This is a genomic window from Streptomyces coeruleorubidus, from assembly GCF_028885415.1.
Classification (GTDB): domain Bacteria; phylum Actinomycetota; class Actinomycetes; order Streptomycetales; family Streptomycetaceae; genus Streptomyces; species Streptomyces coeruleorubidus_A.
Window position 1 is genome coordinate 6,298,676 of record NZ_CP118527.1, and the last position, 24,810, is coordinate 6,323,485.

The 24,810-nt window shown below is 67.5% G+C and carries 25 protein-coding genes and 2 pseudogenes; 18 read left to right on the forward strand and 9 right to left on the reverse strand.

Annotation, left to right across the window (positions count from 1 at the left end; all coding sequences use genetic code 11):
• Window positions 1-31 precede the first annotated feature (31 nt).
• The 14 genes and pseudogenes from PV963_RS29445 (at window position 32) to PV963_RS29510 (ending at window position 12,566) form a co-directional block, all read left to right on the forward strand.
• Window positions 32-349, forward strand: coding sequence for a hypothetical protein (locus PV963_RS29445; protein ID WP_274818972.1), 318 nt, complete (start codon window positions 32-34; stop codon window positions 347-349).
• Window positions 346-1,704 (forward strand): hypothetical protein, encoded by a 1,359-nt coding sequence (locus PV963_RS29450; protein WP_274818974.1) that lies wholly within the window; start codon window positions 346-348, stop codon window positions 1,702-1,704. Before PV963_RS29445 ends, PV963_RS29450 begins: the two co-directional genes overlap by 4 nt.
• Before the next feature lie 91 nt (window positions 1,705-1,795).
• On the forward strand, window positions 1,796-2,413 hold the full coding sequence (locus tag PV963_RS29455; protein WP_274818976.1) for a hypothetical protein: 618 nt from the start codon (window positions 1,796-1,798) through the stop codon (window positions 2,411-2,413).
• Between the two features lie 28 nt (window positions 2,414-2,441).
• Window positions 2,442-3,140, forward strand: a complete 699-nt coding sequence (locus tag PV963_RS29460) for a hypothetical protein (protein ID WP_274818977.1) — start codon at window positions 2,442-2,444, stop codon at window positions 3,138-3,140.
• A 190-nt stretch (window positions 3,141-3,330) separates the two neighbouring features.
• On the forward strand, window positions 3,331-3,990 hold the full coding sequence (locus PV963_RS29465) for a hypothetical protein (RefSeq protein ID WP_274818979.1): 660 nt from the start codon (window positions 3,331-3,333) through the stop codon (window positions 3,988-3,990).
• A gap of 10 nt (window positions 3,991-4,000) precedes the next feature.
• Complete coding sequence (locus PV963_RS29470) at window positions 4,001-4,666, forward strand: hypothetical protein (RefSeq protein ID WP_274818980.1); 666 nt, start codon at window positions 4,001-4,003, stop codon at window positions 4,664-4,666.
• 200 nt (window positions 4,667-4,866) lie between these two features.
• Complete coding sequence (locus PV963_RS29475) at window positions 4,867-5,259, forward strand: hypothetical protein (RefSeq protein ID WP_274818982.1); 393 nt, start codon at window positions 4,867-4,869, stop codon at window positions 5,257-5,259.
• Window positions 5,260-5,315: 56 nt separating this feature from the next.
• A pseudogene (locus PV963_RS29480) lies at window positions 5,316-5,509 on the forward strand (LLM class flavin-dependent oxidoreductase); the annotation flags it as partial.
• A 60-nt stretch (window positions 5,510-5,569) separates the two neighbouring features.
• On the forward strand, window positions 5,570-6,025 hold the full coding sequence (locus PV963_RS29485) for a GNAT family N-acetyltransferase (RefSeq protein ID WP_274818984.1): 456 nt from the start codon (window positions 5,570-5,572) through the stop codon (window positions 6,023-6,025).
• Window positions 6,022-6,660: pseudogene (locus PV963_RS29490) on the forward strand (methyltransferase domain-containing protein); the annotation flags it as partial. The gene PV963_RS29485 and the pseudogene PV963_RS29490, both read left to right, overlap by 4 nt.
• Window positions 6,661-7,386: 726 nt before the next feature.
• The gene (locus PV963_RS29495; RefSeq protein ID WP_274818985.1) at window positions 7,387-8,160 is read left to right on the forward strand and encodes an isoprenyl transferase; all 774 of its coding nucleotides are present in this window, start codon (window positions 7,387-7,389) and stop codon (window positions 8,158-8,160) included.
• A gap of 502 nt (window positions 8,161-8,662) precedes the next feature.
• The gene (locus PV963_RS29500; protein WP_274818987.1) at window positions 8,663-9,988 is read left to right on the forward strand and encodes a PhoH family protein; all 1,326 of its coding nucleotides are present in this window, start codon (window positions 8,663-8,665) and stop codon (window positions 9,986-9,988) included.
• A 420-nt stretch (window positions 9,989-10,408) separates the two neighbouring features.
• The gene (locus PV963_RS29505; RefSeq protein ID WP_274818989.1) at window positions 10,409-11,110 is read left to right on the forward strand and encodes a transglycosylase SLT domain-containing protein; all 702 of its coding nucleotides are present in this window, start codon (window positions 10,409-10,411) and stop codon (window positions 11,108-11,110) included.
• A gap of 139 nt (window positions 11,111-11,249) precedes the next feature.
• Window positions 11,250-12,566, forward strand: coding sequence for an AI-2E family transporter (locus PV963_RS29510; protein ID WP_274818991.1), 1,317 nt, complete (start codon window positions 11,250-11,252; stop codon window positions 12,564-12,566).
• A 144-nt stretch (window positions 12,567-12,710) separates the two neighbouring features.
• Here PV963_RS29510 and PV963_RS29515 read toward each other — a convergent pair whose 3' ends face one another.
• On the reverse strand, window positions 12,711-13,244 hold the full coding sequence (locus tag PV963_RS29515; RefSeq protein WP_274818992.1) for an alkyl hydroperoxide reductase: 534 nt from the start codon (window positions 13,242-13,244) through the stop codon (window positions 12,711-12,713).
• A 3-nt stretch (window positions 13,245-13,247) separates the two neighbouring features.
• The gene (locus tag PV963_RS29520) at window positions 13,248-13,802 is read right to left on the reverse strand and encodes a peroxiredoxin (protein WP_086852467.1); all 555 of its coding nucleotides are present in this window, start codon (window positions 13,800-13,802) and stop codon (window positions 13,248-13,250) included.
• A 139-nt stretch (window positions 13,803-13,941) separates the two neighbouring features.
• Here PV963_RS29520 and PV963_RS29525 point away from each other — a divergent pair, with 139 nt between their 5' ends.
• Window positions 13,942-14,886 carry a LysR substrate-binding domain-containing protein gene (locus PV963_RS29525; protein ID WP_274822150.1) on the forward strand — a complete coding sequence of 315 codons (945 nt, stop codon included), beginning with the start codon at window positions 13,942-13,944 and terminating at the stop codon, window positions 14,884-14,886.
• Window positions 14,887-14,904: 18 nt separating this feature from the next.
• On the opposite strand, the gene PV963_RS29530 is transcribed toward PV963_RS29525, so the two are convergent.
• From PV963_RS29530 to PV963_RS29550, 5 genes are all read right to left on the reverse strand, one after another.
• Complete coding sequence (locus tag PV963_RS29530) at window positions 14,905-17,238, reverse strand: ABC transporter permease (RefSeq protein WP_274818995.1); 2,334 nt, start codon at window positions 17,236-17,238, stop codon at window positions 14,905-14,907.
• On the reverse strand, window positions 17,235-17,924 hold the full coding sequence (locus PV963_RS29535) for an ABC transporter ATP-binding protein (protein WP_274818996.1): 690 nt from the start codon (window positions 17,922-17,924) through the stop codon (window positions 17,235-17,237). Before PV963_RS29535 ends, PV963_RS29530 begins: the two co-directional genes overlap by 4 nt.
• The gene (locus PV963_RS29540; protein WP_274818998.1) at window positions 17,921-18,445 is read right to left on the reverse strand and encodes a PadR family transcriptional regulator; all 525 of its coding nucleotides are present in this window, start codon (window positions 18,443-18,445) and stop codon (window positions 17,921-17,923) included. The genes PV963_RS29535 and PV963_RS29540 overlap by 4 nt, the downstream gene beginning before the upstream one ends.
• 174 nt (window positions 18,446-18,619) lie before the next feature.
• Window positions 18,620-18,880, reverse strand: coding sequence for a hypothetical protein (locus PV963_RS29545; RefSeq protein ID WP_274819000.1), 261 nt, complete (start codon window positions 18,878-18,880; stop codon window positions 18,620-18,622).
• Entirely contained in the window at window positions 18,877-19,812 is a 936-nt protein-coding gene (locus tag PV963_RS29550; RefSeq protein WP_274819002.1) for an SPFH domain-containing protein, read from the reverse strand. The genes PV963_RS29545 and PV963_RS29550 overlap by 4 nt, the downstream gene beginning before the upstream one ends.
• A 261-nt stretch (window positions 19,813-20,073) precedes the next feature.
• On the opposite strand from PV963_RS29550, the gene PV963_RS29555 reads away from it, so the two are divergent.
• The 3 genes from PV963_RS29555 to PV963_RS29565 all read left to right on the forward strand — a co-directional run bounded on the left by PV963_RS29555 (window position 20,074) and on the right by PV963_RS29565 (window position 23,437).
• Window positions 20,074-22,368, forward strand: a complete 2,295-nt coding sequence (locus tag PV963_RS29555; protein ID WP_274819004.1) for a transglycosylase domain-containing protein — start codon at window positions 20,074-20,076, stop codon at window positions 22,366-22,368.
• 189 nt (window positions 22,369-22,557) lie between these two features.
• The gene (locus tag PV963_RS29560; protein WP_274819005.1) at window positions 22,558-22,800 is read left to right on the forward strand and encodes a hypothetical protein; all 243 of its coding nucleotides are present in this window, start codon (window positions 22,558-22,560) and stop codon (window positions 22,798-22,800) included.
• A gap of 73 nt (window positions 22,801-22,873) precedes the next feature.
• On the forward strand, window positions 22,874-23,437 hold the full coding sequence (locus PV963_RS29565; protein WP_274819007.1) for a hypothetical protein: 564 nt from the start codon (window positions 22,874-22,876) through the stop codon (window positions 23,435-23,437).
• Between the two features lie 68 nt (window positions 23,438-23,505).
• Here PV963_RS29565 and PV963_RS29570 read toward each other — a convergent pair whose 3' ends face one another.
• Window positions 23,506-24,039 carry a hypothetical protein gene (locus PV963_RS29570; RefSeq protein ID WP_274819008.1) on the reverse strand — a complete coding sequence of 178 codons (534 nt, stop codon included), beginning with the start codon at window positions 24,037-24,039 and terminating at the stop codon, window positions 23,506-23,508.
• 159 nt (window positions 24,040-24,198) lie between these two features.
• Window positions 24,199-24,645, reverse strand: coding sequence for a hypothetical protein (locus tag PV963_RS29575; protein WP_274819010.1), 447 nt, complete (start codon window positions 24,643-24,645; stop codon window positions 24,199-24,201).
• Window positions 24,646-24,810 lie beyond the last annotated feature (165 nt).

Genomic DNA, 24,810 nt, shown 5'->3' on the forward strand with positions numbered 1-24,810 from the left:
GCAACGAGGATCAGGGAGAGGAAGCCGACGCATGGCGGAGCGGTTAGCCGTTGACGGCGATGAACTTGCGTGGTTCATGAAGCAGTTGAGGAAGTCGACAGAGTCGCTTGAGGGCGTCCGCAGGGCACTGTTGGACGCGAACGTCGTCGGGCTCGGCACCGATGACTTGGACTCCGCATGCGAGCAGTTTCAGGACGACTGGGAATACGGAACCAAAGAGATCGGCAAGCAGACAGAGGACCTCGCCAAGATCATCGGAAAGAGCAAAGACAGCTATCTCGAAGTCGACAAGGCCCTCGAAGAGGCCTTGAGGAAGGCCAAAGAGGGTAAGGCCGGGGACAAGAAGTGACCTACACTCCTGGAACGGAACGATCCGGTGCTGCCCCTGACCCGCAGTCCCGCTCGGACCTCAGTAAGCCTCAAGGGCTCAAGTCGGCGCCGGACATTCCCAATCCCCACTATCCCCACCTTGGCTTCAACCCGGTGCCAGGCGACACGGAGACCGTGCGCGGCCTGCACAAGAAGCTCTCCGGGTGCGCGAAGGTCATCCAAGACACCCACGACCTGGTCACCAAACTTCTGGACGGCAGTTACTGGGAGGGCGACGCGGCCGTCGCCTTTCGCGAACAGCTTGACGGTGGTCCGCTGCCGCTCAACCTGAAGAACGCCGCCCACTCCATCCGTAAGGCGGCCAGGCAGCTCGCGCGCTGGGAAGGAGAACTTGACGACTTCCAACGGCGGGCCAAGCGTCTCGAGGAGGACGCCAAGGAAGCCCAGGCTGCGGTAGACCGCGCACAAGGTCGGGCGAGCGCGGCAAAGGACAGCCCTGACCTTCACGAGAAGGGGTCCCACCACGACGCCGCGCAGAAGGCTTTGACCCGTGCGAACAGTGCCGTCGAAGAGGCTCAGGCCGAACTCGACAAGATCATCGGAAAGGCGAAGAAGCTCGCTGAGGAACATGAGCACCAGGCCGCGTACCGGGCGGGCAAGATCCGCGACGCGACGAAGAAGCTGGCACCGCAGGAGCCGGGCTGGTTCGACAAGACGCTTGACTGGTTGGGTGACAACCTCCCTGACATTCTCAGTTTTACGGCCGGTCTGATCGCTGTTGCAGCACTACTCCTTGCAGGGCCGTTGGGGTGGAGCCTGGCGATGGTGGCGGGATTGATGCTTACGTCTTCGGCGATCAGCCTGACAGCCTTCTCGCTGAGGGTTTCAGATGCCGAAACATGGGCGTCTCTGAAAGACGGCTTCACCAAACAAGAGTTCGATGCCGACTTCTGGAGCAATTTGGTTTCGGTCGGCGCTGATTTTGCTGGGGCCTTGCCTGGAGTGGGAGCTGTTGGTAAAGGTGCGTACACCGGACTCCGGGCCGCCATGCGCAGCGCGGAGGCTTCTGGCTTCGTGGAGAGGGCCGCTCTCTACGGCGCGAAGACGATGGACGAGGCGAAGGCGATCGCGCGATTGGAGAACCCTCTCATCGCGCGTGCGGTAAGGGGTCTGAGTGATCCAGAAAAGGCAGCCAAGGCCGTCGCGGCAACTTCCGGCCTGGTTGGCGTGGGTACCGGAGGCTTCGGCCTCTACAACAAACTGGTGGACGCAGACGACGATGGGATCAAGGACGGCACAGTCGCTGGCATCGACGGAACACGTCTCATCGTAGATAATGGCGGGATTTTCGGCCTCGTTGGTCATGTCTTCTGACACATCATCCATGGATGGGAGATTCGTGAATCCCACTGACTACCCCACCGCCTGGGGCCACCCACTTACTCGCCGGGCCTGGGTGCAGCACATGGCCATGAACGTTGCAGGCCTTGTCGGCTGGATTGTCGCCTGGTTCGGCCAACTTTATGTGCTGATTGTTTTCCTGTCTCGTGGATTCATCTTTGTTTTCGCGTTGACGCTTCTCTATGCGTTTTACCGCGCAATCATCCAGTTGCGTTATTTCCCAACGGCCTTCCATATTCGGCGCGTTCTTCAGGAATATCCGTGGCAAATGCTCTACAACGTTCCTCGTGGCATCGATGAGCATCCTGACGCAGAGGACAGCAGTATCTGGATCGAGCTTCCCGACCCCACAGGCCGGTCGGAGAAGGGAGTGCCGCTTACCTTCGTCAAGCACCATCGCGTCTCCTGGTGGTTGAGGCATATCGGAGGCCCACGCACCAAGCCTGAGCGTAAGGCCCAACTGGAGCCGCTTTGGTTCGCCGGCGACCCACGGTTCCTCGGTGTCGTCGCGGTTTCCACAAGAAACGGACGTGCTCCCCGGAGGCTGCATTTCCTCTATCGTCCCTCTGCCTTCGACAGAGGAGCTGTAGGCAGGCAATGGGAAAGCGTCGATGCCGCTGACCTCGAGCGGGCACGCCGGGCAGGAGCCCGGTTCACCGGTGCCACCGCGGCCCCTCACTGACCTCTGCTACCGCTACCAGGCAGGAACCATGGGTACCCCAACCATCATTCTTCACGACTCATTCAGGGACCCGCAGGCAGAACTCTGGTTCATCGAGCCGCCCGGTTTCACCACTCTTCCTCTCGATGCGCTTCTCCCGGAGCCTGGCTCGCCGGCCGCCGACGAACTTCGTGCGGTCGCTGCTCCCTTCCTGGACTCGGCGCCGAACGAAATGTTCCGCCAGCAGTTCATCGCGAACTTTTCCTCAGCCCAGAAGTTGCTCGCTGCATTGCGCGACGTAGGCATGGTGCACTGCTCGATCGGCATGCACCATGACGACACCGACAAGGCAGGATCCAACAACGGGCAACCGCTGCTTTCCTGGTTCACCGTCTCCTGGCTCGAGACACCCGTTTCTCCGCGTGGCGTCATGGCAGCCCGAGCCTTGACGTCCTCCGCACCGTCCAGCGGCAGCGAGTACCTCGAACTCGCTTGTGGACCAGCGACGTTCAGTGAAACGGTCATCACACCGCCTGCGGACAGCGGTCTTCCGCTGCAATCCTTGCTGCAGATGCGCGTCCACCTGCCCCACCCTGACTGCAAGCGCTTGGCCGTCCTCACAGTCAGCACAACGGCTACCTCTCATCGCGAGGAGTACCGCGCGATTCTGCGGCAGATCGCCGAGTCGGTCAGCTTCGATAATCCCCTGGAGGAAGACCCGATCCGAGAACGCGATACGGAACGTTAATGTCCGGTCCCCGCCAGCCCAGTGCGCGACCAGTTCCTCGCACCGAAGCAGGCCCCCACGTACCCATGCCGCGCACCCATTGCTTGTTCATGACGGAAAGAGTCGACAACCTTCACTCTGGTGCGGCTCTGCACCGCTGTATAGCTTTGGTTCGCTCAAGTGAAGCCTCGCCTCTTACCAGGAGCCGACCGTGAACCGCCACCCCATCCTCCTCGCAGCGCTCACGCTGACCGCGACTGCTGCGCTGACGCTGTCCGCGTGCGGGAGCGATGACAGCTCCAAGAGCAAGGACAACGACCAGATGGCCGGGGCTGACGGCAGGGGTGATACCTCCACATCGCCCACCGAATCGGCCCCGCAGGCCGCCGGTCGACCGGAGATCAAGCTGCCGTCCGACCTGACCATGAACTTCGAGGGCGGCAAGACGGGCGATGCCGTCAAGGACGCCGTACTTGCTGACAACGCCGAGCGTATGCGTGCGGTCAACGCGGCAATTGCCGGAACGGACCCCGCCGCGAAGGCAATGAACTTCTACAACACCGGCAGGGCATTGGAGGCGGCCGGCGCCTGGGTGGAGAAGTTCAAGAAGGCCAACCTTGGTATCACGGGAACCATCCGGTACTACGACCGGACTGTGACGCTCGACGGCAGCAAAGCGGCGTCGGTCGTGTTCTGTGCCGACGAGAGCAAGGGGTACGCAACTGACCTCCAGACGAACAGGCCCAAGGTCACCACCCCCTCCGATGAGGACTTCATCCTCTATAACACTCGGCTGGAGAAGAACAGTGACGGGGTCTGGCAGACGACGCGTATTGCTTCGGCCGCAGGAGTGAAGGAGTGCCTGAGATAAGAGAGCTCATATGAACCCCACGGACCATTCCATTGCTTGGGAGCACCCGCCGACCCGGCGCGCCTGGTCGAAGCAGTTGGCTGCGAACGCGATCGCTCTCCTCGGCTGGATCGCCCTGTGGGCTGCCCTGCTGGCGATCCTGGTGGTGTTCCTGTCTCCCGGGTACACGATCATCTTCGTGCCGTTCTTGCTGTACAGCTTCTACCGCGCGTTCCTCCAGCTCTTCGTCCTTCCGGCCGTCTTTCGGATGAGACGCGTCCTGCAGGAATACCCGTGGCGCCTGTACAGCGACGCCCCGCATGGACTTGCCGACCGGCCCGACGTCGTCGGTAGGCAGAACGGGTGGTTCGAGTTCCCGAACCCGGCCCGCCCGGAGGAGCTACTGCCCATGGTGTTTCCCCGACACTGGGGAGTGGGCTGGTGGAACGGCCGGATGGCCCCTCGCGCGAAGCCTGAACTGAAGGCCCAGATCGGCGTGGTGTGGCTCGCGGGTGACCCTCGCTTCATCGGCGTGATCGCTGCGCCGGCCTCCGACGCGTCGACGCCCCGTCGCTTCCGCTTCCTGAGCCAGCAGACGGGATCGGACGGAGGTCGCCGTTCTGTCGCGGACTGGGGAGCCACCGCCGAGGACATCGAACGTGGTTGCCGCGCCGGCGTCCGCTCGGCCCGCACCTGATCCTTCACCCGGCCAACCATCAAGAAATGCCACCACATGACATCTCACGTCGTCATCGATGATTCCGGCTCCGGGAAGCGCTCACTCCGCTGGTCGAAGCCATTTCGGACGGCGTCACCCGTCAGCAGTTCATCGCCCAGTTGGCATCGGGCCGGCAACTCCTACACGCACTGCGTGAGGTGGGCACGGTCCATTGCTCCATGGGCGTGCACCGCGACGACGTGGACGGCGGCAGCGGAGGAATCCTCCACTCACTCTTCACGGTGTCCTGGCGAGACATCGCCTGGTCCCCACGGTCGGTGAGTGCGGCGCGGGCAGTGGCCACAGCGGAGCAGCACTCCCACATCGAGTACTTGGACCTGCCCAGTGGTCCCGCGTCCATGGGCGAGACGGTGCGTACGCCGACTCCTGAATCCGGCCTTCCGCCGACCCCATTGCTCCAGATCCACGCCTACCTCCCGCACCCGGACTGCAAGCGCATGGCGGTCCTGATGATGAGCACGCCGGAGGTCGGGCGGCGCGAGCAGTACCGCGAGATCCTGCGGCAGATTGCGGAACTCACGAGCTTCGAGTCGCCGCTGGTCGATGCGTAGGACAATTGGACCAGCACGGCGTTGCAGCACTGGATGGGGGAGGTGACGGGGGCGGCGTGCTGGCGGGCGCGACGGGGCCGCGTTCGCTGCGGCTCACCGGGGAGGCCGTTGACGGGACCGTTCTCGCCGCCGCCACCGATCCGGGGGGCCCGGGGTCGGCAGCGTGTTCCTGCGGCCCACCGATGACGAACCGGACCCCGAGGGTTTCGTACCTTTCGCCGCCGAGGAAGTGCGGCCGCTCGTGCCGTAGGCCTGGGCCATGGCGGCTCCCACAGTCGCATTGTCAGTGCCCGATGCCACACTCGCCGGCATGAGTATCGAAGACGTGTGGCTGCGTGACGTCGTGGAGAGCGATCTCGACGCGTTCTGCGCTTACGAGCAGGATCTCGAGGCTGTCCGGCGGTCGAGGTTCACGCCCCGGCCGCGGGAGGCGTTCATGTCCCACTGGAAGGAGCGGGTCCTCGGGGACGACAGCTGCTTCGTGCAGACCGTGATCGTGGGCGGTGACGTCGCCGGCAACTTCGTCGCCTGGTGGGACGGGGACCGCCGCTTCCTGGGGTACTGGCTCGGGCGCGCGTACTGGGGGCGCGGCATCGGCAGCAGGGCCCTGGGACTCTTCCTGGAGCGGGAGAAGAACCGGCCCCTGCACGCCGACCCCTTCAGCGGCAACACCGGTTCCGTACGTCTCCTCGAGAAGCACGGCTTCCGTCCCGCCGGCACCGTCCGGTACGGAGACGACGAGCATGTTCTGTTCGTTCTGACATGACAGGCAGACCGCACCGCTCCTTCGATTCCTTCGATTCTTTTGAATCCTTCGAAGACCTCGTCGCCGAAGGCGCATCCGTCCCAACAGAAGGCTGGGACTTCTCCTGGTTCGAGGGGCGGGCCACCGAGGCGCGGCCCTCCTGGGGGTATGCGATGTCGATGGCCGGGCGGCTGGGGCGGGCGAGTGCCGTGCTCGACATCCAGACCGGCGGCGGGGAAGTACTGGACTTCGCTCTCGACCAGGCCCCGAAGCGGCCCCTGCTCGCCGTCGCCACCGAGGGCTGGCCGCCGAACGTCGCCAAGGCGACAGCCCTGCTCCGTCCGCGCGGGGTCCCGGTCGTCGCCGTGCCCGAGAACGACCCGCTGCCCTTCGCCGAGGCGGCCTTCGACCTGGTCGTGAGCCGGCATCCCGTCCGCCCGCACTGGGACGAGATCGCCCGCGTCCTCCAGCCCGGAGGGACGTACTTCGCCCAGCACGTGGGGCCGGGCAGCGTCTTCGAACTCGTCGAGCACTTCCTCGGTCCCCAGCCCGACGAGGTAGGCGGCGGTCGCCATCCCGAGGTCGAGCGGGCCGACGCCGAGGCCGCGGGGCTCGACGTGGTCGATCTGCGGGCGGAGCGGCTGCGTATGGAGTTCAGCCGATTCCCCGCAACCGATTCCCGTGTGCATCTTCAGACGAGGTTTTTCACATCGTTATCGCCTGCGGCTCGCCTCCGTGCCACGCCTCGCGTAAGTTCAGACCAAGGTAATTCGCGTGAGCAAAGAGTGACTGCGCGGGCGGTACCGCGCAGTGGAGGGGGCTGCGCGGTGCCAGGGCCTGGGGTCGAGACGGTGCGGGAAGTCAAGCGGGCGTTCTGTGGTCGGGGTCACCCGTTGGGGGGATACGGGGCAAGTCTGCGAATGAGCCCCAAGTGGTGGCAAATCTGCAGGACCCCGCCTCAGGGTGCACGATTCCCTGCGTATGGGCTGCATATGGGCTGCGTACGGGCTCCGTGAGGGCTGCGTTTCGGCCAGGAGCGAGCCGTGAACGAGAGGTTCCGCGGACATCGCCGCGTCGCTGGGTGACTCCGGAGAGTAGTTGTGACACGCCGATGCACGCAGCATCACTTACGAAGGGTTATGGTGGAAACCCCCCCTCGGGCCGGTCCGTCTCCCCCCCACGGACCGGCCCGTTTTTTTGTGCCTCGGGCGCGGCTTGAAGCACCGGCCGGAATTCTGCGTTCCGCACCCGTGGGCGGCCCACGGCGGCAGCGGGGGTAGGCTTCGCCCCCGGGGACTGCCACACGGACAGGGACCGCCCGCGGCCACGACCGGGCCGCACGCCGCGGCCTGTCCGATCCGTACGGAGGGGCTGACAATCACGTGAACCTGCGCGACAAGCTGCGTGGCCTGCTGGTCAGGCTGTACGCACGCCGGGTGGAAGGCCACCTGGACCACGCTCAGGTGCCCAAGCACATCGGCGTCATCATGGACGGCAACCGGCGCTGGGCGAAGGCCGCCGGTTCCAGCACCGTCCACGGTCACCGGGCAGGTGCCGAGAAGATCGAGGAGTTCCTCGGCTGGTGCGCCGAGACGGACGTCGAGGTCGTCACCCTCTGGCTGCTGTCCACGGACAACTTCGACCGGCCGCAGGAGGAGCTCGTCCCGCTGCTCGGCATCATCGAGGACGTCGTGCGCACCCTGGCCGCAGACGGCCGCTGGCGCGTGCACCACGTGGGCACGCCCGACCTGCTGCCCTCCGGGATGCAGACGGTCCTGAAGGAGGCCGAGGAGACCACCGCGCACGTCGACGGAATAGTGGTCAACGTCGCCATCGGCTACGGCGGCCGCCAGGAGATCGCCGACGCCGTGCGCTCCATGCTGCTCGACGCCCAGGACCGGGGCGCCTCGATGGAGGACCTCGCCGAGGCCGTCGACATCGACATGATCGGGCGTCACCTCTACACGAGCGACCAGCCCGACCCCGACCTGGTGATCCGCACCAGCGGCGAGCAGCGGCTGTCCGGATTCATGCTCTGGCAGACCGCGCACTCCGAGTACTACTTCTGCGACGTGTTCTGGCCGGCCTTCCGCAAGGTCGACTTCCTGCGCGCCCTGCGCGACTACGCCGCCCGCCACCGGCGCTACGGCGGCTGAGCCGCACGAGCCGGCAGGAGCCGCACGAGCAGCACCCCGGCGCACTGCGTCCGGCGCGAGGACCTTCGCGCGGCCCCGCAGGCCGCCGGGCACCGCGGTCACCGCACGTCACAAACCTCCCCGGTGCGTCGCAGTCCCCCCCGGTGCGTCGTAGTCCTCCCCGGTGTGTCGTAGTCCTTCCCGGTGCGTAGCAATCGTTTCCGGTACCCCTCCGAAGACGCGCGTAACACGGAGTTCACCGGACCGCCGTCATATGCCGTGGCATGGCGACGCTCGTTCGAGGGCATAAGCCAGTCAGGTCGACGCCCGAACCCCGGGTGTCGGATCTCAGCGGACGGCACGGGGCCGTCCGCCCGGGAGGCCCTTTGCACCAGCCCGATCGTGCGGTCACAGCACGGACGAAGAGGCGGAGGGCCGGTTCTCGGCCCGCGCAGGGCGGCCGACGACCGGTCCAGCTCCATTCCGTCGCTCCCCGACCTCATCCGAGGGGGTACGTCCTTCCGTGGTGACCAGCACAAAGCGCCACAAGCCCGACCGGCGCACCTATGTTCTCGACACCAGCGTCCTGCTGGCCGACCCGAACGCCCTGAGCCGCTTCGACGAGCACGAGGTCGTGCTTCCCATCGTCGTGGTGACGGAACTGGAGGCCAAGCGGAACCATCCCGAACTCGGCTACTTCGCCCGGCAGGCCCTGCGCCTGCTCGACGACTTCCGGGTGCGGTACGGCCGCCTCGACGACCCCATCCCCACCGGGGACCTCGGCGGAACCGTCCGTGTCGAGCTCAATCACTCGGACCCCAGCGTGCTGCCCAGCGGCTACCGCCTGGGGGACAACGACTCCCGCATCCTCGCGGTCGCCCGCAATCTCCAGGCCGAGGGGTTCGACGTCACCGTCGTGTCGAAGGACCTCCCGCTCAGGATCAAGGCGTCCTCCGTCGGACTCCTCGCCGAGGAGTACCGCGCGGAACTCGCCATCACGGACTCCTCCGGCTGGACCGGAATGTCCGAACTGACCCTGCCCGGCGAGCAGGTGGACATCCTCTTCGAGGAGGGGCACGTCTACGTCCCCGAGGCCGCCGACCTGCCGGTGCACACGGGCCTGATGATCCAGTCGGAGCGCGGCAAGGCGCTCGGGCGGGTCACGCCCGAGGGCAACATCCGTGTCGTACGCGGGGATCGTGAGGCGTTCGGCATCAAGGGCCGCAGCGCCGAGCAGCGGATCGCGCTGGACCTGCTGCTCGACCCGGACGTCGGGATCATGTCCATGGGCGGCCGGGCCGGCACCGGCAAGTCGGCGCTGGCGCTGTGCGCGGGTCTGGAGGCGGTGCTGGAGCGCCGTCAGCACCAGAAGGTGATGGTCTTCCGTCCGCTGTACGCGGTGGGCGGGCAGGAGCTCGGCTATCTGCCCGGCACCGAGGCGGAGAAGATGAGCCCCTGGGCGCAGGCGGTGTTCGACACGCTGTCGGCGGTCACCAGCCGGGAGGTCATCGAGGAGGTCACCGCCCGCGGGATGCTGGAGGTACTGCCGCTCACCCACATCCGCGGCCGTTCGCTGCACGACGCGTTCGTGATCGTCGACGAGGCCCAGTCGCTGGAACGGAACGTACTTCTTACCGTTCTGTCCCGTATCGGGGCCAATTCACGGGTGGTTCTCACCCATGACGTGGCTCAGCGGGACAACCTCAGGGTCGGCCGGTACGACGGTGTCGTCGCCGTCGTCGAGAAGCTGAAGGGGCATCCGCTGTTCGCGCATGTGACCCTGACGCGGTCCGAGAGGTCGCAGATCGCCGCTCTTGTGACCGAAATGCTCGAAGACGGGCAGATCTGACCGTCCTGCCCCAAACGGGGGCGGTTACGCAGTAGTTGGCGCCGTCCGGAAAGGCGAAGAGCCTAGCCGGGCGGCGCCTTCGCATGTGGCAGTTCCTGTGAATCTCCCGCGTCAAACGGGATGTGAGCTTTCACACGCAACTGGGAATTGCCTTGCCCCGTCGGGTTACGGCAGAGTCTCACTCCTGTCAGGCCCCGCATACGACACACCTGTACCCCCAGCGGTACGGCACCACTAAGAGCACAGCGTCAACTGCATAGCGATGTCGTATGCCGCCCGAGCACTACGCGGCACTCCCCACGCGGGAGTTGCCCACCGGGCCCGCGCCTCCCGTGACCCCGCAGTTGGGGAGGCCAGTGCCAGGGGCACGATTGCGTCCGCGAGGGTCACCGAAGCGGGCGATGCTGGAAGGAAAACCGTGTGAGCCGGATCTCGGTCCGGGGATTCGCAGTGGCTTCGGCCACGGCGGTCACCGCTGTCGGAAGCGTCGTCGGCGTTGCCTCTGGCAGCACCGCGCAGAACAACGACGCCGAAGCGACGGCCAGCGGCACCACCCTGCTCGCGGACATTCCCGCGGGCCAGCAGGCCCAGGTGCAGACGGCGTCGCTGACTCAGCAGGCCGACGCACAGGCCATCGCCGCCGACGCGAGCGCGAAGAAGGACGCCGAGGAGGCCGCCCGCAAGGCTGCCGCCGAGACGGCCATCGCCAAGAAGAAGGAAGCCGCCGAGAAGGCCGCCGCGGCCGAGAAGGCCGCCAAGGAGCGCGCGGAGGCCAAGGAAGCCGCCAGCCGCTCCAAGGACATCTCCGACTTCCCCGTCGCGACCTCCTACACCATCGCGCAGATCCAGGCGATGGCGCGGCAGATGGTGCCGGCGGGTCAGTTCCAGTGCTTCAGCAACATCGTGGACCACGAGTCCGACTGGAACTACAAGGCGGTCAACCCTTCCTCCGGGGCCTACGGCATGTTCCAGGCGCTGCCCGGTTCCAAGATGTCGTCCGTCGGTGCCGACTGGCGGACCAATCCGGCCACCCAGATCAAGTGGGGCCTGAACTACATGAACGACCGCTACGGCAGCCCGTGTGATGCCTGGTCGTTCTGGCAGGCCAACAACTGGTACTGAGCCCGCGGCCCTGAGCCGCAGCCACTCCTCAGCGCGAGCCCCTCACCGTCGTACGGTGAGGGGCTCGCGCCATGTACGGTCTTGACGGACGACTCCAGGTGGGGGAGTGGTGCGGAGAGACGGGGGAAAAGGACGGATCATGTCGCGAGTGCCAGGGTGGCTCGGCCGGCTCGGTGCCGGACTGACCGAGATGAGCGAACGGTGGAACGAACGCCGCGCCGAGGCCGAACGGGAGCGGGACGAGACCGAGTCCCGGGCGTCGTCCGACGAACAGGTGCCGCCGCCCCCGGACTACGCGCCCGACATTCCCGCCCGGCCCGATCCCGCGCTGGCCGTGCCGTGGGGCGTGCGGGTCGCGGCGGAGGCCGGCTGGCGGCTGCTCGTCCTCGCGGGCACGCTGTGGGTGCTGACGCGGATCATCAGCGCCGTCCAGCTGGTGGTGCTGGCGTTCGCGAGCGCACTGCTCATCACCGCGCTCCTCCAGCCGACTGTGGCGCGGCTGCGGCGGCTGGGAGTGCCACGTGGGCCGGCCACGGCGCTGACCGCGATCCTCGGCTTCGTCGTCATGGGGCTGATCGGCTGGTTCGTGACCTGGCAGGTCATGGAGAACATCGACGACCTCTCGGGCCAGATCCAGGACGGCATCGACGAGTTGCGGAACTGGCTGCTCAACAGCCCGTTCCACGTCACGGACAAACAGATCAACGAGATCGCCAAGAACCTGCGGGAGGCGGTCGGCGCGAACACCGACCAGATCACCTCGGCCGGGCTGGAGGGCGTGACGGTCGTCGTCGAGGCGCTGACGGGGATCTTGCTGGCGGCGTTCTCGACGCTGTTCCTGCTCTACGACGGCAAGCGGATCTGGCAGTGGACGCTGAAGCTGGTGCCGGCGGCGGCACGGCCGGGCGTGGCCGGGGCCGGGCCCGCGGCGTGGCGGACGCTGACGGCGTATGTGCGGGGCACGGTGATCGTCGCGCTGATCGACGCGATCTTCATCGGGCTGGGGATCTACTTCCTCGATGTGCCGATGGCCGTGCCGCTGGCGGTGTTCATCTTCCTGTTCGCGTTCATCCCGCTGGTGGGTGCGGTGGTGTCCGGAGCGCTGGCGGTGGTGGTCGCGCTGGTCACCCAGGGGGTGTTCACGGCTGTCATGACGCTGGCGGTGGTGCTGGCGGTGCAGCAGATCGAGGGCCACATCCTGCAGCCGTTCATTCTGGGGCGGGCGGTGCGGGTGCATCCGCTGGCCGTGGTGCTGTCGGTGGCGTGCGGGGGGATGGTGGCCGGGATCGGGGGCGCGGTGGTCGCCGTGCCGTTGGTGGCTGTGACGAACACGGTGGCGGGGTATCTGCGGGCGTATTCACGGCAGTCGGCGTTGCGGCATTCGGTGCGGCCTCGCGGGGCGACAGCAGCGGGGGCGGCGGAGCAGCCCGGCACTTCCGAGGCGCCGTCGGAGTAGCCCGGGCTCCACCCCCTGGCCCCCCGGACTCGTGCCCACGCGCCGCCCGACACGGTCGGACAAGACGCCTGGCTCGAAATGCAACAGGGCCCCGCCCACCTGTCGGTGGGCGGGGCCCTGTAACTCAAGGCGTACAGCCGAGGGTTACTCGGACAGCACCGCCTCGGCGTCCAGCGTCACGCCGACCGCCTGGATCACGGACGCGATCTTGAACGCCTCCTGGACGACCTCGCGGTCGAGGCCGGCCTTGCGGAGGACCTGCTCGTGGGAGTCGAGGCACATGCCGCAGCCGTTGATGGCGGAGACCGCGAAGGACCACAGCTCGAAGTCGACCTTGTCGACGCCGGGGTTGCCGATGACGTTCATCCGCAGGCCCGCGCGCAGGTTGCCGTACTCGTGGTCCGTGAGGAGGTGCCGCGTGCGGTAGAAGACGTTGTTCATCGCCATCACCGCGGCGGCGGACTTGGCGGCCGTGTACGCCTCCGGCGACAGGTTGGCCTTCGCCTCCGGCTCCAGCTCGCGCAGCACGATCGGGGAGCGCGAGGCGATCGCGGTCGCCAGCACCGTGCCCCACAGCTGCTGGGCCGGCAGGTCGGAGTTGCCGATGACCGAGCCCAGGTTGAGCTTCAGGTCCTTGGCGTAGTCCGGTACGCGGGACTTCAGGGAGTCGAGGGACATGCCTCACTCACCAGCCAGCAGCTTGACGGGGTCGAGGGTCTCGTCGCCCTTCGACCAGTTGCAGGGGCACAGCTCGTCCGTCTGGAGCGCGTCCAGGACCCGCAGGACCTCCTTCGGGTTACGGCCGACCGAACCCGCGGTCACCATCGAGAACTGGATCTCGTTGTTCTGGTCCACGATGAACACCGCGCGCTTGGCGAAGCCGTCCTCGTCCTCGATGCCGAGGTCGCGCATGAGCTCGTGCTTGGGGTCGGCCATCATCGGGAACGGCAGGTCGCGCAGGTCCTCGTGGTCCTTGCGCCAGGCGTGGTGGACGAACTCGGAGTCGCCGGAGAAGCCGAGGACCTGGGCGTCGCGGTCGGCGAACTCGTCGTTCAGCTTGCCGAAGGCGGCGATCTCGGTCGGGCACACGAAGGTGAAGTCCTTGGGCCACGCGAAGATGACCTTCCACTGACCCTCGTAGGTCTTGTGGTTGATCTGCTGGAACTCCTTGCCCTTCTCCAGCGAGACGCAGGCGGTCAGATCGAACTCGGGGAACTTGTCACCGACGGTGAGCACACACTCTCCTTGCAGCGAAGAAACATCCGGATTGCGGGTGTTTCCCATGGGTTGGACGTTATTGATGTTGGCACAGGGAGGATTGATTACGGAAATAGCTACACTCGGTCGAGTTGATCGGAGGTAGTTATCAGTGACTGTGGGTAATAAGCGCAGGCAGCCCAGCCTCGCCCAGCTGCGGGCCTTCGCGGCCGTCGCCGAGCACCTGCACTTCCGGGACGCCGCCGGGGCGATCGGCATGAGCCAGCCCGCCCTCTCGGGGGCCGTCTCGGCGCTGGAGGAGACACTCGGAGTGACGCTCCTGGAGCGTACGACCCGCAAGGTGCTGCTCTCGCCCGAGGGCGAGCGGATCGCCGTACGGGCCAAGGCGGTGCTGGCCGAGGTGGGCGCCCTCATGGAGGAGGCCGAGGCGGTCCGGGCCCCGTTCACGGGCGTGCTGCGGCTGGGGGTCATCCCGACCGTGGCGCCGTATCTGCTGCCCACCGTCCTGCGGCTCGTCCACGAACGGTATCCGCACCTCGATCTCCAGGTGCACGAGGAGCAGACCGCCAACCTGCTCGACGGCCTCACCGACGGCCGGCTCGACCTGCTGCTGCTCGCCGTGCCGCTGGGCGTGCCGGGCGTGGCCGAACTGCCGCTGTTCGACGAGGACTTCGTGCTCGTCACGCCGCTCGACCACTGGCTCGGCGGCCGCGAGGGCATTGCGCGCGAGGCGCTGCGGGAGCTGAACCTGCTGTTGCTGGACGAGGGGCACTGCCTGCGCGACCAGGCACTCGACATCTGCCGGGAGGCCGGCCGCGACGACGCGCCGGTCACCACGACCGCCGCCGGGCTGTCCACACTGGTGCAGCTCGTCGCGGGCGGGCTCGGCGTCACGCTGCTGCCGCGCACCGCCCTCAAGGTCGAGATCTCCCGCAGCAGCCAGCTCCTCACCGGGTACTTCACCGACCCGGCCCCCACCCGCCGGGTCGCTCTGGCGATGCGGGCAGGGGCCGCGCGCGGCGCCGAGTACGAGGAACTGGCGGCCGCGCTGCGGGAGGCGCTGCGGCCGTTGCCCGTAAGGGTCCTGGACCAGGAGGCGTGACGCGGCCCTTGTGGCGTCCTACTCGGTCCGCAGCCCGTCCGGCCGCATCAGCTTCAGCAGCGGCGGCAGGCTCAGCAGGGTCACCACGAGGACGACGCCGGCGCCGATGCCGGTCATCGACAGCACGCTCTCCCAGTCCACGACCACCGGTTCGTCCGTCATCTTCAGCAGCACCGCGCCCAGTGTGAGCCCGACCGTCGTGGCCAGCGCCAGTCCGAGACCGATCGGGATCGCCGTCTGCCACAGCACGGACAGGGTCAGCGTGCGGCGCCGGGTGCCGAAGGCGATCAGCGACGACAACAGCTTGCGGCGCTCGCGCAGCTGCTCCAGCTGCGACACCAGCAGACTCGCGCCGATCAGTGCCAGCACGCACGCGGCGCCGACGAACAGGCCGGTGCGGATGGAGTCGTAGGTGTCCGTGCGCTTGCTGGACACCCACGCCGTCGGATCGGTGGGCAGGCCGAGACGGCGGGCCGTGTTCCGCGCGTACTCGGGCGCGTCCGCCATCCCCTGGTCGAGCGCGAGGTAGACGTGCCCGGAGACGCCCCGCGCGGCGCCCGAGGGCAGCGCGCCCGGCGTCAGCAGGAAACCGCTGCGCTTGTACCCGGTCGGGTCCTTGATCGACCGCGCCTGCTTCACGTCGGCCGGTACGGTCCAGGGCGCCGGCCTGTGAACGAACTCGTCGCCGTCGATCGAGTCGAACCACAGCGTGCTGCCGGGCTTGGACATGCCGGGCGCCGCCTCGTCGTCGTCGCCACCCCGGACGACGAAGGAGTCACCGTCCTCGCAGGAGGGGAGGGAAGCCACCTGACGCAGGGACGCGCAGTCGGCGATGGTGACCTGGGCGGAGTACTCGGCGAACTCGCGCCGGTCGCTGATGAAGCCCTCGTCGTAGGCGTAGACCTTCTCGACGCCCTTGGTCGCCTTGAAATCGGCCGCCGCCCGGGCGAGCGGGACCTCGTCCGGCAGGGTCGCCCCCATCTGAGCCCGGGTGAGGTCGTTGGCGGAGTGCCTGGTGTACTGGCCCGCCAGCCCGGAGAACAGCATCTGCAGGGCGATGGCGCCCGCCACGGCGACCGCGATGCCGTTGACCATGCGGGCGGCCGTGCCGCTGCTCAACTGAAGTCGGCGGACGGCCAGTTGCCAGGCGACCCCGCCGGAGTCGAGTCGGCTCACGACCGTCTCCACGACCCACGGCAGCAGCGCGGTCACCCCGACGAGGAGCAACAGAACGCCACCGGTGACCTGGTACTGGTTGAACTCCCCGCTGTGCCGGCCCTTGCCGATCATCGGGGAGAGCAGTCCGAGCCCGCCCAGCGGCAGCAGCAGCCGCCACCACAGCCGACGCCGTGGGGGCTTCGCGGTGCGCACCACGCCGAGCGGCTCGATCACCACGCCCCGCAGCGCGAACAGGGTGACCAGCACGGCGGCCGCGGGGACCGCGACCGCGACCAGCAGGGCGAGCAGCGGGGAGGGAGTCAGATAGCTCGGGAACACGCTCACGTCGAACAGGTCCACGGAGCCGGCCATGTCCCGGGCGATCAGGAAGAAGACCGTGCCGAGGACCAGGCCCGCCACGGCGCCGGCGAGGGCCTCGCCCGCGGCGATCCGCCGGGTCATCCGGGTGTCCGAGCCCACCAGCCGCAGGGCCGCGAGTCGCCGGTCCCGGCGCTCGCCGCCGAACCGCACGGCCGCGGCGATGAAGACACCGACGGGCATCAGCAGCACCAGGAACACGACGAGGGTGAGCAGGACCAGGACGGGGTCCGTCTTCTCCGGGGTCGGATGGGGGTCGCCGAACCGGTCGATGCGGGCGACCAGGCCGTACCCCGCCTTGACCACGAGGTCGTCGGCGCCGCGGTAGAAGGCGAGTTCCTGGGAACCGATCAGTCCCGGCTCGGCGATGGTGCCGACGATCCGGTCCGGCAGCCGCTCCCGCAGCAGCTTCCCCTCGCCGGACTCCAGCAGCCGCTTCAGCGCGGGGGAGACCACCATCTCGCCCGCCCCCGGGAACCTCGAGACCCCCGGCGGCAGGGGCGCCTCGGGGCCCTCGGGCTGCAACTCCCGCCCGCGCACGTTCTTGTCGTGGAAGGCAGTCCCGGCCTCGCCGACCATCAGCGTGTCGTCCGCTTTCCGCATCGGCGGGTTGTTGTACGTGAGGTCGGTGCGCGCCTCCTCCCGGTCGTGCCGGGCGGCCAGCGCGTTCGGGACCGCGGTGGTGATCAGCAGCAGTGTCACGCCGAGCCCCACGCCGACGGCGGTGAGCAGCATGCGCGTCCACCCCTCGCGCCCGCCGGCGAAGGCGAACCTGGCTCCCATGCCCAGGTCGCGAGACCACTGGCGCGCTTTCATATGACGCGCTCCATGTCCCGGGACTTGCCGTCCCGTACGACGATCTCGCGGTCGGAGTACGCGGCGACCCGCGCCTCGTGCGTGACCAGCACGACTGCCGCGTTGGTGGACCGGGCGGCTTCCGTCAGCAGCCCCATCACGCGCTCGCCGTTGAGCGAGTCGAGCGCGCCGGTCGGCTCGTCGGCGAACAGCACCCGCGGGTTGGTGACCAGCGCCCGCGCGACGGCGACCCGCTGTCCCTGACCACCGGACACCTCACCGGGCCGCTGCCTGCGCAGGTGATCGACCTCAAGCCGTTCCATCCAGCTGAGGGCGGCACGCTCGGCCTCCTTGCGGGAGGTGCCGTTCAGCCGCAGCGGCAGTGCCACGTTCTCCACGCAGCTCAGCTCGGGCACCAGTTGACCGAACTGGAAGACGAAGCCGAACTCTGACCGGCGCAAGGCGCTGCGTTTGGCGTCGCTCATGGTCGCCAGGTCGCGCCCGTTGTACGTGATCGACCCGGAGTCCGGCGTCACGATCCCGGCGAGGCAGTGCAGCAGCGTCGACTTCCCGGAACCGGAGGGGCCCATCACGGCGACGACTTCACCGGGGTGGATGGAGAACTCGGCGCCGTCGAGCGCGGGAGTCGGCCCGTAGGCCTTGCACAGGTTCTCGGCGGTGAGCAGGGAACCGGGAGGGAAGCTCATGCGGACACCGCCTCACGCAGCTTGTCGAGGCGCGCCGCGGTCAGCTCCAGCCAGCGCAGGTCCGCCTCCAAGTGGAACAGTGCGTGGTCGCAGATGAGCTGGTCGGCGAGGTCGCCCTTGCGCTTGCGGTCGGTCAGGATCCGCATGCTGCGCAGATGCTCCGAGCGCTGCGTGTCGAGGACGTCGCCCGCGTTCCGCTCCGTGAGCAGCGCGAGGACGACCTTGGTGTACAGGGTCGACTGGAGGTACGGCTCCGGCTTCTCCGGCGTGGTGAGCCAGCGTGCGACGTCGGTGATACCGGCCTCGGTGATCGCGTACCGCTTGCGCTCGGGCCCGCCGCCGGCCTCGATGCCGTCGACCTCGACGAGCCCGTGCTTCAGCAACCGGGACATCGTCGAGTAGACCTGGCCGTAGTGCAGGGGCCGGTCGTGACCGAACTTCTCGTCGAAGGCGCGCTTCAGGTCGTAACCGTGACGCGGGCCGGACTCCAGGAGTCCCAGGAGAGCGTGACCAATGGACATGACCGGAACTGTACACCGGGTGTATACGCATGATGTATACGCGGTGTGTCCAGGTCATGGCCGGGTGTGTGGAAGCGCAGGTCGGGCGTGGTCGTCACGGTTCCGCAACAGCGGCTTTCCGTCGCGGGGCCGGGCAGCGGTCCCCACCCGGCCGACGCCTGAGGGTGAGGCCGCTCAGGACGACGGGGGCCGGGGAGGGGAGTCACCGGGCGGCCGCCCACGCCGGGGCAACGGCCCGGTCTCCCGCGGCAGGCGCCCCGCCTCCGCCAGTGCCTTCCGCAACAGGAACTCGATCTGCGCGTTGGCCGACCGCAGTTCGTCCCCGGCCCACCGCGCCAGCGCCTCGTACACCGCCGGGTCCAGCCGCAGCAGCACCTGCTTGCGCTGCTGCTGCGGCCGGCGCCGCGAACCCGGACCTTCGGAGGGCACCGTCACTGGTACAGGGATCCGGTGTTGAGGACCGGCTGCGCGGCGCGGTCCCCGCACAGCACCACCATCAGGTTGGAGACCATCGCCGCCTTCCGCTCGGAGTCCAGCTCCACGATGTCCCGCTCGGTGATCCGGGCGATCGCGGCCTCGACCATGCCCACCGCCCCGTCGACGATCTGCCGCCGGGCCGCGACGACCGCTCCGGCCTGCTGCCGCTGGAGCATCGCCGAGGCGATCTCGGGGGCGTACGCGAGGTGCGTGAAGCGCGACTCGATGATCTGCACCCCGGCCGCCTCCACGCGCGCGTGCAGTTCGACCGCGAGCTTCTCGGTGATCTCCTCGGCGTTGCCGCGCAGCGAGAGGCCGTCCTCCTCGTGGGCGTCGTAGGGGTACTCGATGGCGATGTGCCGCACGGCCGCCTCGGTCTGCGTGGAGACGAACTCGACGTAGTCGTCCACCTCGAAGATGGCCTGCGCGGTGTCCTCGACCCGCCACACCACGACCGCGGCGAGCTCGATCGGGTTGCCGTAGGCGTCGTTGACCTTCAGGACGGCGGTCTCGTGGTTGCGCACGCGCGTCGAGATCTTGGTGCGCGAGGTGAGGGGGTTCACCCAGCGCAGGCCGTCCTGCCGGATCGTCCCGCGGTAGCGGCCGAAGAGCTGGACGACCCGGGCCTCGCCGGGCGCCACCATGTTCAGCCCGCACATGGCCAGGAACGCCGCGAGCCCGACCAGGATGCCGCCGGTGATCAGGGCGGCCTTCGCCCCGCCCCCGTCGACCGAGGTGGCGGCCGCGATCAGCCCGGCGCCGGCCAGCAGGCCGAGCAGGCCGAGCAGCAGGGCGAGTCCGCCGCCGATGCTGTGCGCGGCGACCTCCCGCACGCGGGGCGCCGGCATCTCGGGCACGTCGGCGGTGACCTGCGGTTGGTGTGTGGACATGGGTGATCCCCCGTTCCTCCCGGGAAGCCACACCTGCATAGCTTCCATCTATCTAAGTGATATCACTTTTCCGCGCCATGGCAACCCTACGCGTGTCTCGAACGTCGGTTCCGTTGGGATGGGTGCTGATTGTCACGCCCGCAAAGGGCTGGATCGGCAGCCCTATCTCATATCTCCCGGTGTTAGCTTTCTGAGCTGACCTGAGCGGCGAACCCGTGTGACATGTGAGCACACATGAACGAAGCGGAGCGGATCGGACCCATGGGACGAGCGGAAGAGAGACGCGCCCGACAGCGCGGTGGGCGCCGGGCGGCACCCAAGCGCCGCCGTTCGTCGGGCGCGGCCGGGAAGAGCGGCATACGCAGGCTCTTCACCTGGAAGAAGCTCCTCGGCACCTTCTTCGGCCTGTGCCTGCTCGGCATGGGCGCCTTCATCGTGCTGTACATGGTGATCGACATCCCCGAGGGGAACGCCGACGCCAAGCGGCAGAGCAACATCTACAAGTACGGCGACGGCACGATCATGGCCCGCGACGGCAAGGTCAACCGCGAGGTCGTCGATCTGTCCAGGGTTCCCAAGGACGTGCGGCTCACCTTCGTAGCAGCCGAGAACAAGACCTTCTACAAGGACGCCGGCGTCGACCTCAAGGGCACCGCCCGCGGCCTGCTCAACACGCTCTCGGGCAGGGGCGCGCAGGGCGGTTCGACGATCACCCAGCAGTACGTCAAGAACTACTACCTGACGCAGGAACAGACCGTCTCGCGCAAGCTGAAGGAACTGGTCATCTCGCTGAAGCTGGACCGGGAGAAGTCCAAGGACTACATCCTCGCCGGCTACATCAACACCAGTTACTACGGCCGCAACGCCTACGGCATCCAGGCCGCCGCCCAGGCCTACTACCACACCGACGCCGAGAAGCTCACGGTCGCGCAGGGGGCCTACCTCGCCGCGCTGCTCCAGGCCCCGAGCGAGTACGACTGGGCGGTCGCCTCCCCGACGGGCAAGAAGTTGGTGAAGGCCCGCTGGAACTACGTCCTGGACAACATGGTCGAGGAGGACTGGCTGAGCCGGTCCGAGCGTGACGCCATGAAGTTCCCGGTGCCGAAGGAGCCCAGGCCCGCCCCCGGCATGGAGGGCCAGAAGGGCTACCTGGTCAACGCGGCCAACGCGGCACTGGAGAAGCAGCTCGTCGCCGAGGGCACCGCGGGCAGCACCAAGGAAGCCGAGGCGATGGTCAACGCCGGCGGTTGGACCGTCACGCTCAACATCGACAAGAAGAAGCAGGCTGCGCTGGAGAAGTCCGTCAAGCAGCAGCTGACCAGCAAGCTCGATCCGGACAAGCGCAAGGTCGACGGGGACGTCCAGGCCGGTGCCGCGTCCGTGAACCCCAAGACGGGCGCCGTGGTCGCGATGTACGGCGGCGTGGACTACTTCAAGCACTACACCAACAACGCCACCCGCTCCGACTACCAGCCCGCCTCCACCTTCAAGCCGGTCATCCTGGCCGCGGCCCTGGAGGAGCAAGCGGAGACGCAGGACGGCAAGCCGATCACCGCCAACACGGTCTACGACGGCACGAGCAAGCGTCAGGTCGTGGACAACGGCAGCAAGGTCGGCTTCGCCCCCGAGAACGAGGACGACGAGAACTACGGGAAGATCACCGTCCAGACGGCGATGAACAAGTCCGTCAACTCCGTCTTCGCGCAGATGGGCGTCGACGTCGGCATGACCAACGTGGTGGACGTCGCCGGCAAGCTCGGCATGGACACCAAGAACATGGAGGCCGTGCCCGCCCAGACCCTGGGCAGCATGGGCGCCAGCCCCCTGGAGATGGCGGGTGTCTACGCGACCCTCGCCAACCACGGCAAGAAGGTCACCCCGGCCCTCGTGAAGTCGGCGGAGCACCTGAACAAGACGGTCACCATGCCCGACCCGGTCGGCGACCAGGCCATCAGCCGCGAGGCCGCCGACTCGGTGACCTCGGTGCTGACCGGCGTGGTCGACGACGGTACGGCGCAGGAGTCCGTGCGCAACAACCCCAAGCGCGACGGCCAGCAGGTCGCGGGCAAGACGGGTACGTCCGACAACAACAAGTCGGCCTGGTTCACCGGCTACACGCCGAACCTGGTCACCTCCGTCGGCCTGTTCGGCGAGGACGCCAAGACCCACGCCCAGGTCCCGATGTACAAGGCGGGCGGCGAGCCCCGGGTCAACGGTGGTGGCTTCCCGGCACAGATCTGGGCGGCGTACACCTTCGGCGTGATGGGCGACGTCACCAAGTTCGACCTGGACACCACGCAGGGCGCGGCGGTCAAGCCGACCTGGTCGCCGACCCCCACGCGGGAGCCGACCAAGGAGCCGACGCAGGAGCCGACGACCGAGGAGCCGTCGTCGTCACCGCCGCCGACGACGGAGCAGCCGAGCAGCTCACCGCCGCCGACTCCGTCGACGACACCGCCCACCTTCACTCCGCCGACGGCCCCGGAGACGACACCGCCGGACGACGGCGGCGGCGGCGACCCGTTCGACCCGGTCAAGCCGGGCGACGAGGGGTAGGGAAGGCGAGAGGGCGGCCGGTGCACACCGGGCGCCCTCCTCATGCCGGGCGGAGCAGGAAGTTCACCCGATGTTCACCCGAATGTCACTATGACGGGCCCGGTCAACGGCACCGGCTTATGGTTGAGCGCATGCTTCAGTCCCGTTCCCGGTGTGCCGGCCGGCACGCACATGGAAGGTGCACGAGCGATGGACAATTCTCTTCGAGAACTCGGCGAACGCGACATCGGCACGCGCGACTTCAACCCGAAGATCCCCCTGACCCGTCTCGATCGTGCTGCCGGGATTTCGGAAGCCGAGCTGGAGACGGAAACGTCCGATGAGCGCTGCGCTTCGCTGTACGACGCCATACGGGACATGAGTGCGTATGGATCGAGAAGAGAAGTAGAAAAGCACAGGGACGACGGTGACGGCCTCTTGCGCAGTCCGTAAGGAGGTTGGTGCTACAAAGACGGAGCCGCACAGGGCGGCTCGGTGAAAGCGGCCGCCAGTGGGTGGGGCTTTGATGGGCACGGAAAAGCGGACAGACTTCGACTCGTACCCGGAGGAACCCAGTGGGCGCACCCTGGGCGACAAGTACTTTAAGGAGTTCACGAGTCTCGTGCACGTGAGTCTGAGGAGTTGGTGGTGGGGGGAGCCGCTGGGGGCGATCCTCGGCGGGGCGGGGGGAGCCTGGCTCGGTCATGACGACGACTTGCCGCTGCATGAGGTGCTGGGCGTCGCCGTCTCCATGGTGGGTGTCATCATCGGGGCCGTGTTCGCCATCCTGGCGATGATCACCCGTGCCTGCGACAACACTTTTCTGCGGAAAGCGAGAAAAGCACGCATTCTGCCCATCACTAATTACCTGTGGCCGTTCTTCACCATTATCGCCATGGGGGTGTTGTCCACTATTTTCCTCCTGATCGTGGCCGGAATTTCCGAGGATGCCCCGACGATTTTGCGCATGATGGCCGGGGCGGCAGCGGGATTCTGCATCCTGTGGACGCTGGCGAGCCTCCTTCCCGCTCTGGGAGCCCTCGTCGTCTTCACCCGTCTCATCGAGAAGACCTCTGGTATCAGTGAATGAATGCAGTCGAAATGACGCCGGTGCGGGGGCGCGAATCGCGTCCCCGCACCGATTGAGTGTGTCCCACGTCATTCGTCGACGTTGAGCTCCAGGTGGACGTGCCGACCGTCCAGGGTGATGTAGCCGTCACCATAGGCGGAGCGGTAATGGCCGGTGCCGCCGATGATGGCGGTCTTGGCCGTCACACGCTTGCAGGGGTGGTACGTGATCATGTCGCTGAGTGTCAGCGTCCCCTTCTTCAGGCGCAGAACGCGTGTGCACTGGGCCGTCAGCCGCTTTTGGTCGGTCAGGGGATCGGTGTCGACGTGGACCGCGCTGCACTCCGACTCACCGTCACCGGCGTACCGCAGCTGCTTCTTGTTCGACTTCTTGACCTTCTTGCCCGTCTTCTTCTCCGGGGTGTACAGCGCCAGGTGGGTCGTCCAGCTGTCACCCTCCACGAAGCGCGAGGGTGATGTGTCGAGCTTGCTGATGCCGGTCAGCTCGAGCCTCTCGATGTCGTTGTCCTTGTCCTTCCCCTCGGCGTGCGCCAGCGTCGGAAGAAGGGCCAGCGTCGTGGTGAGGGCGGTGACGGCAACACCACGGACAGCCGATCTGATCACGGAACCTCCAGGCCGAACAGGGTGCCCCAGGCCTTCCGGAGCATGGGCGAGTCATTCCACGAAGTTCGTTCCTGCCGGGCGAAGCGCCCCGCGTGGCCGGAGCACACGGACCCGTCGTGCGGCAAGACGTCCGGCATGTCGCCGGGGGAGGGCCACCGGTCAGTCATCGATGTAAAGATCGAAGTGGACGCGGCCACCCTCCAGGGTGATGTAGCCCTCTCCCTCGGCGTCGTTGTAGATCCCCGTGCCGCCCGCGATGGCGGTCTTCGCCGTGACGGGCTTGCCGCCCTCGCGGGTGATCATGTCGTGAAGAGTGATTTCCCCGTCCTTCAGGCGGAGCACCCGCGTGCACTGGGCTGTCAGCCGCTTGCCGTTGGCTTCGACGGCGGTGCACCGCGAGCTGGCATCGCCGGCGAACTTCTTCTTGGGGGTGTACAGGGTCAGGTAGCTGACCCAGCTGTCGCCTGGATCGAGCCACCGCTCCTGCGTGTCGATCGCGGTGATGCCGGTGAACTTGACCCGCACGACGTCTTCATCCCCGACATCCGCCGTGGCCGTCGCGGTCAGCGAGAGGGTGACTGCGGCGGTCAGGGCGCCGGCGGTCACGGCGCGGCGGAAAATGGCAGAGGGCATGCATCCTCCTGGGTGTGGCTGTGGGTGCTCGGCCTTCAGGGGGGAGCACTGGCGAGTCATTCCAGGCGCAGGAATCCCGCCGTGCAACGCGCCTTGCGCAGCAGGCCGCAAATGCCACTCGAACAGGGGGGCGGTTCA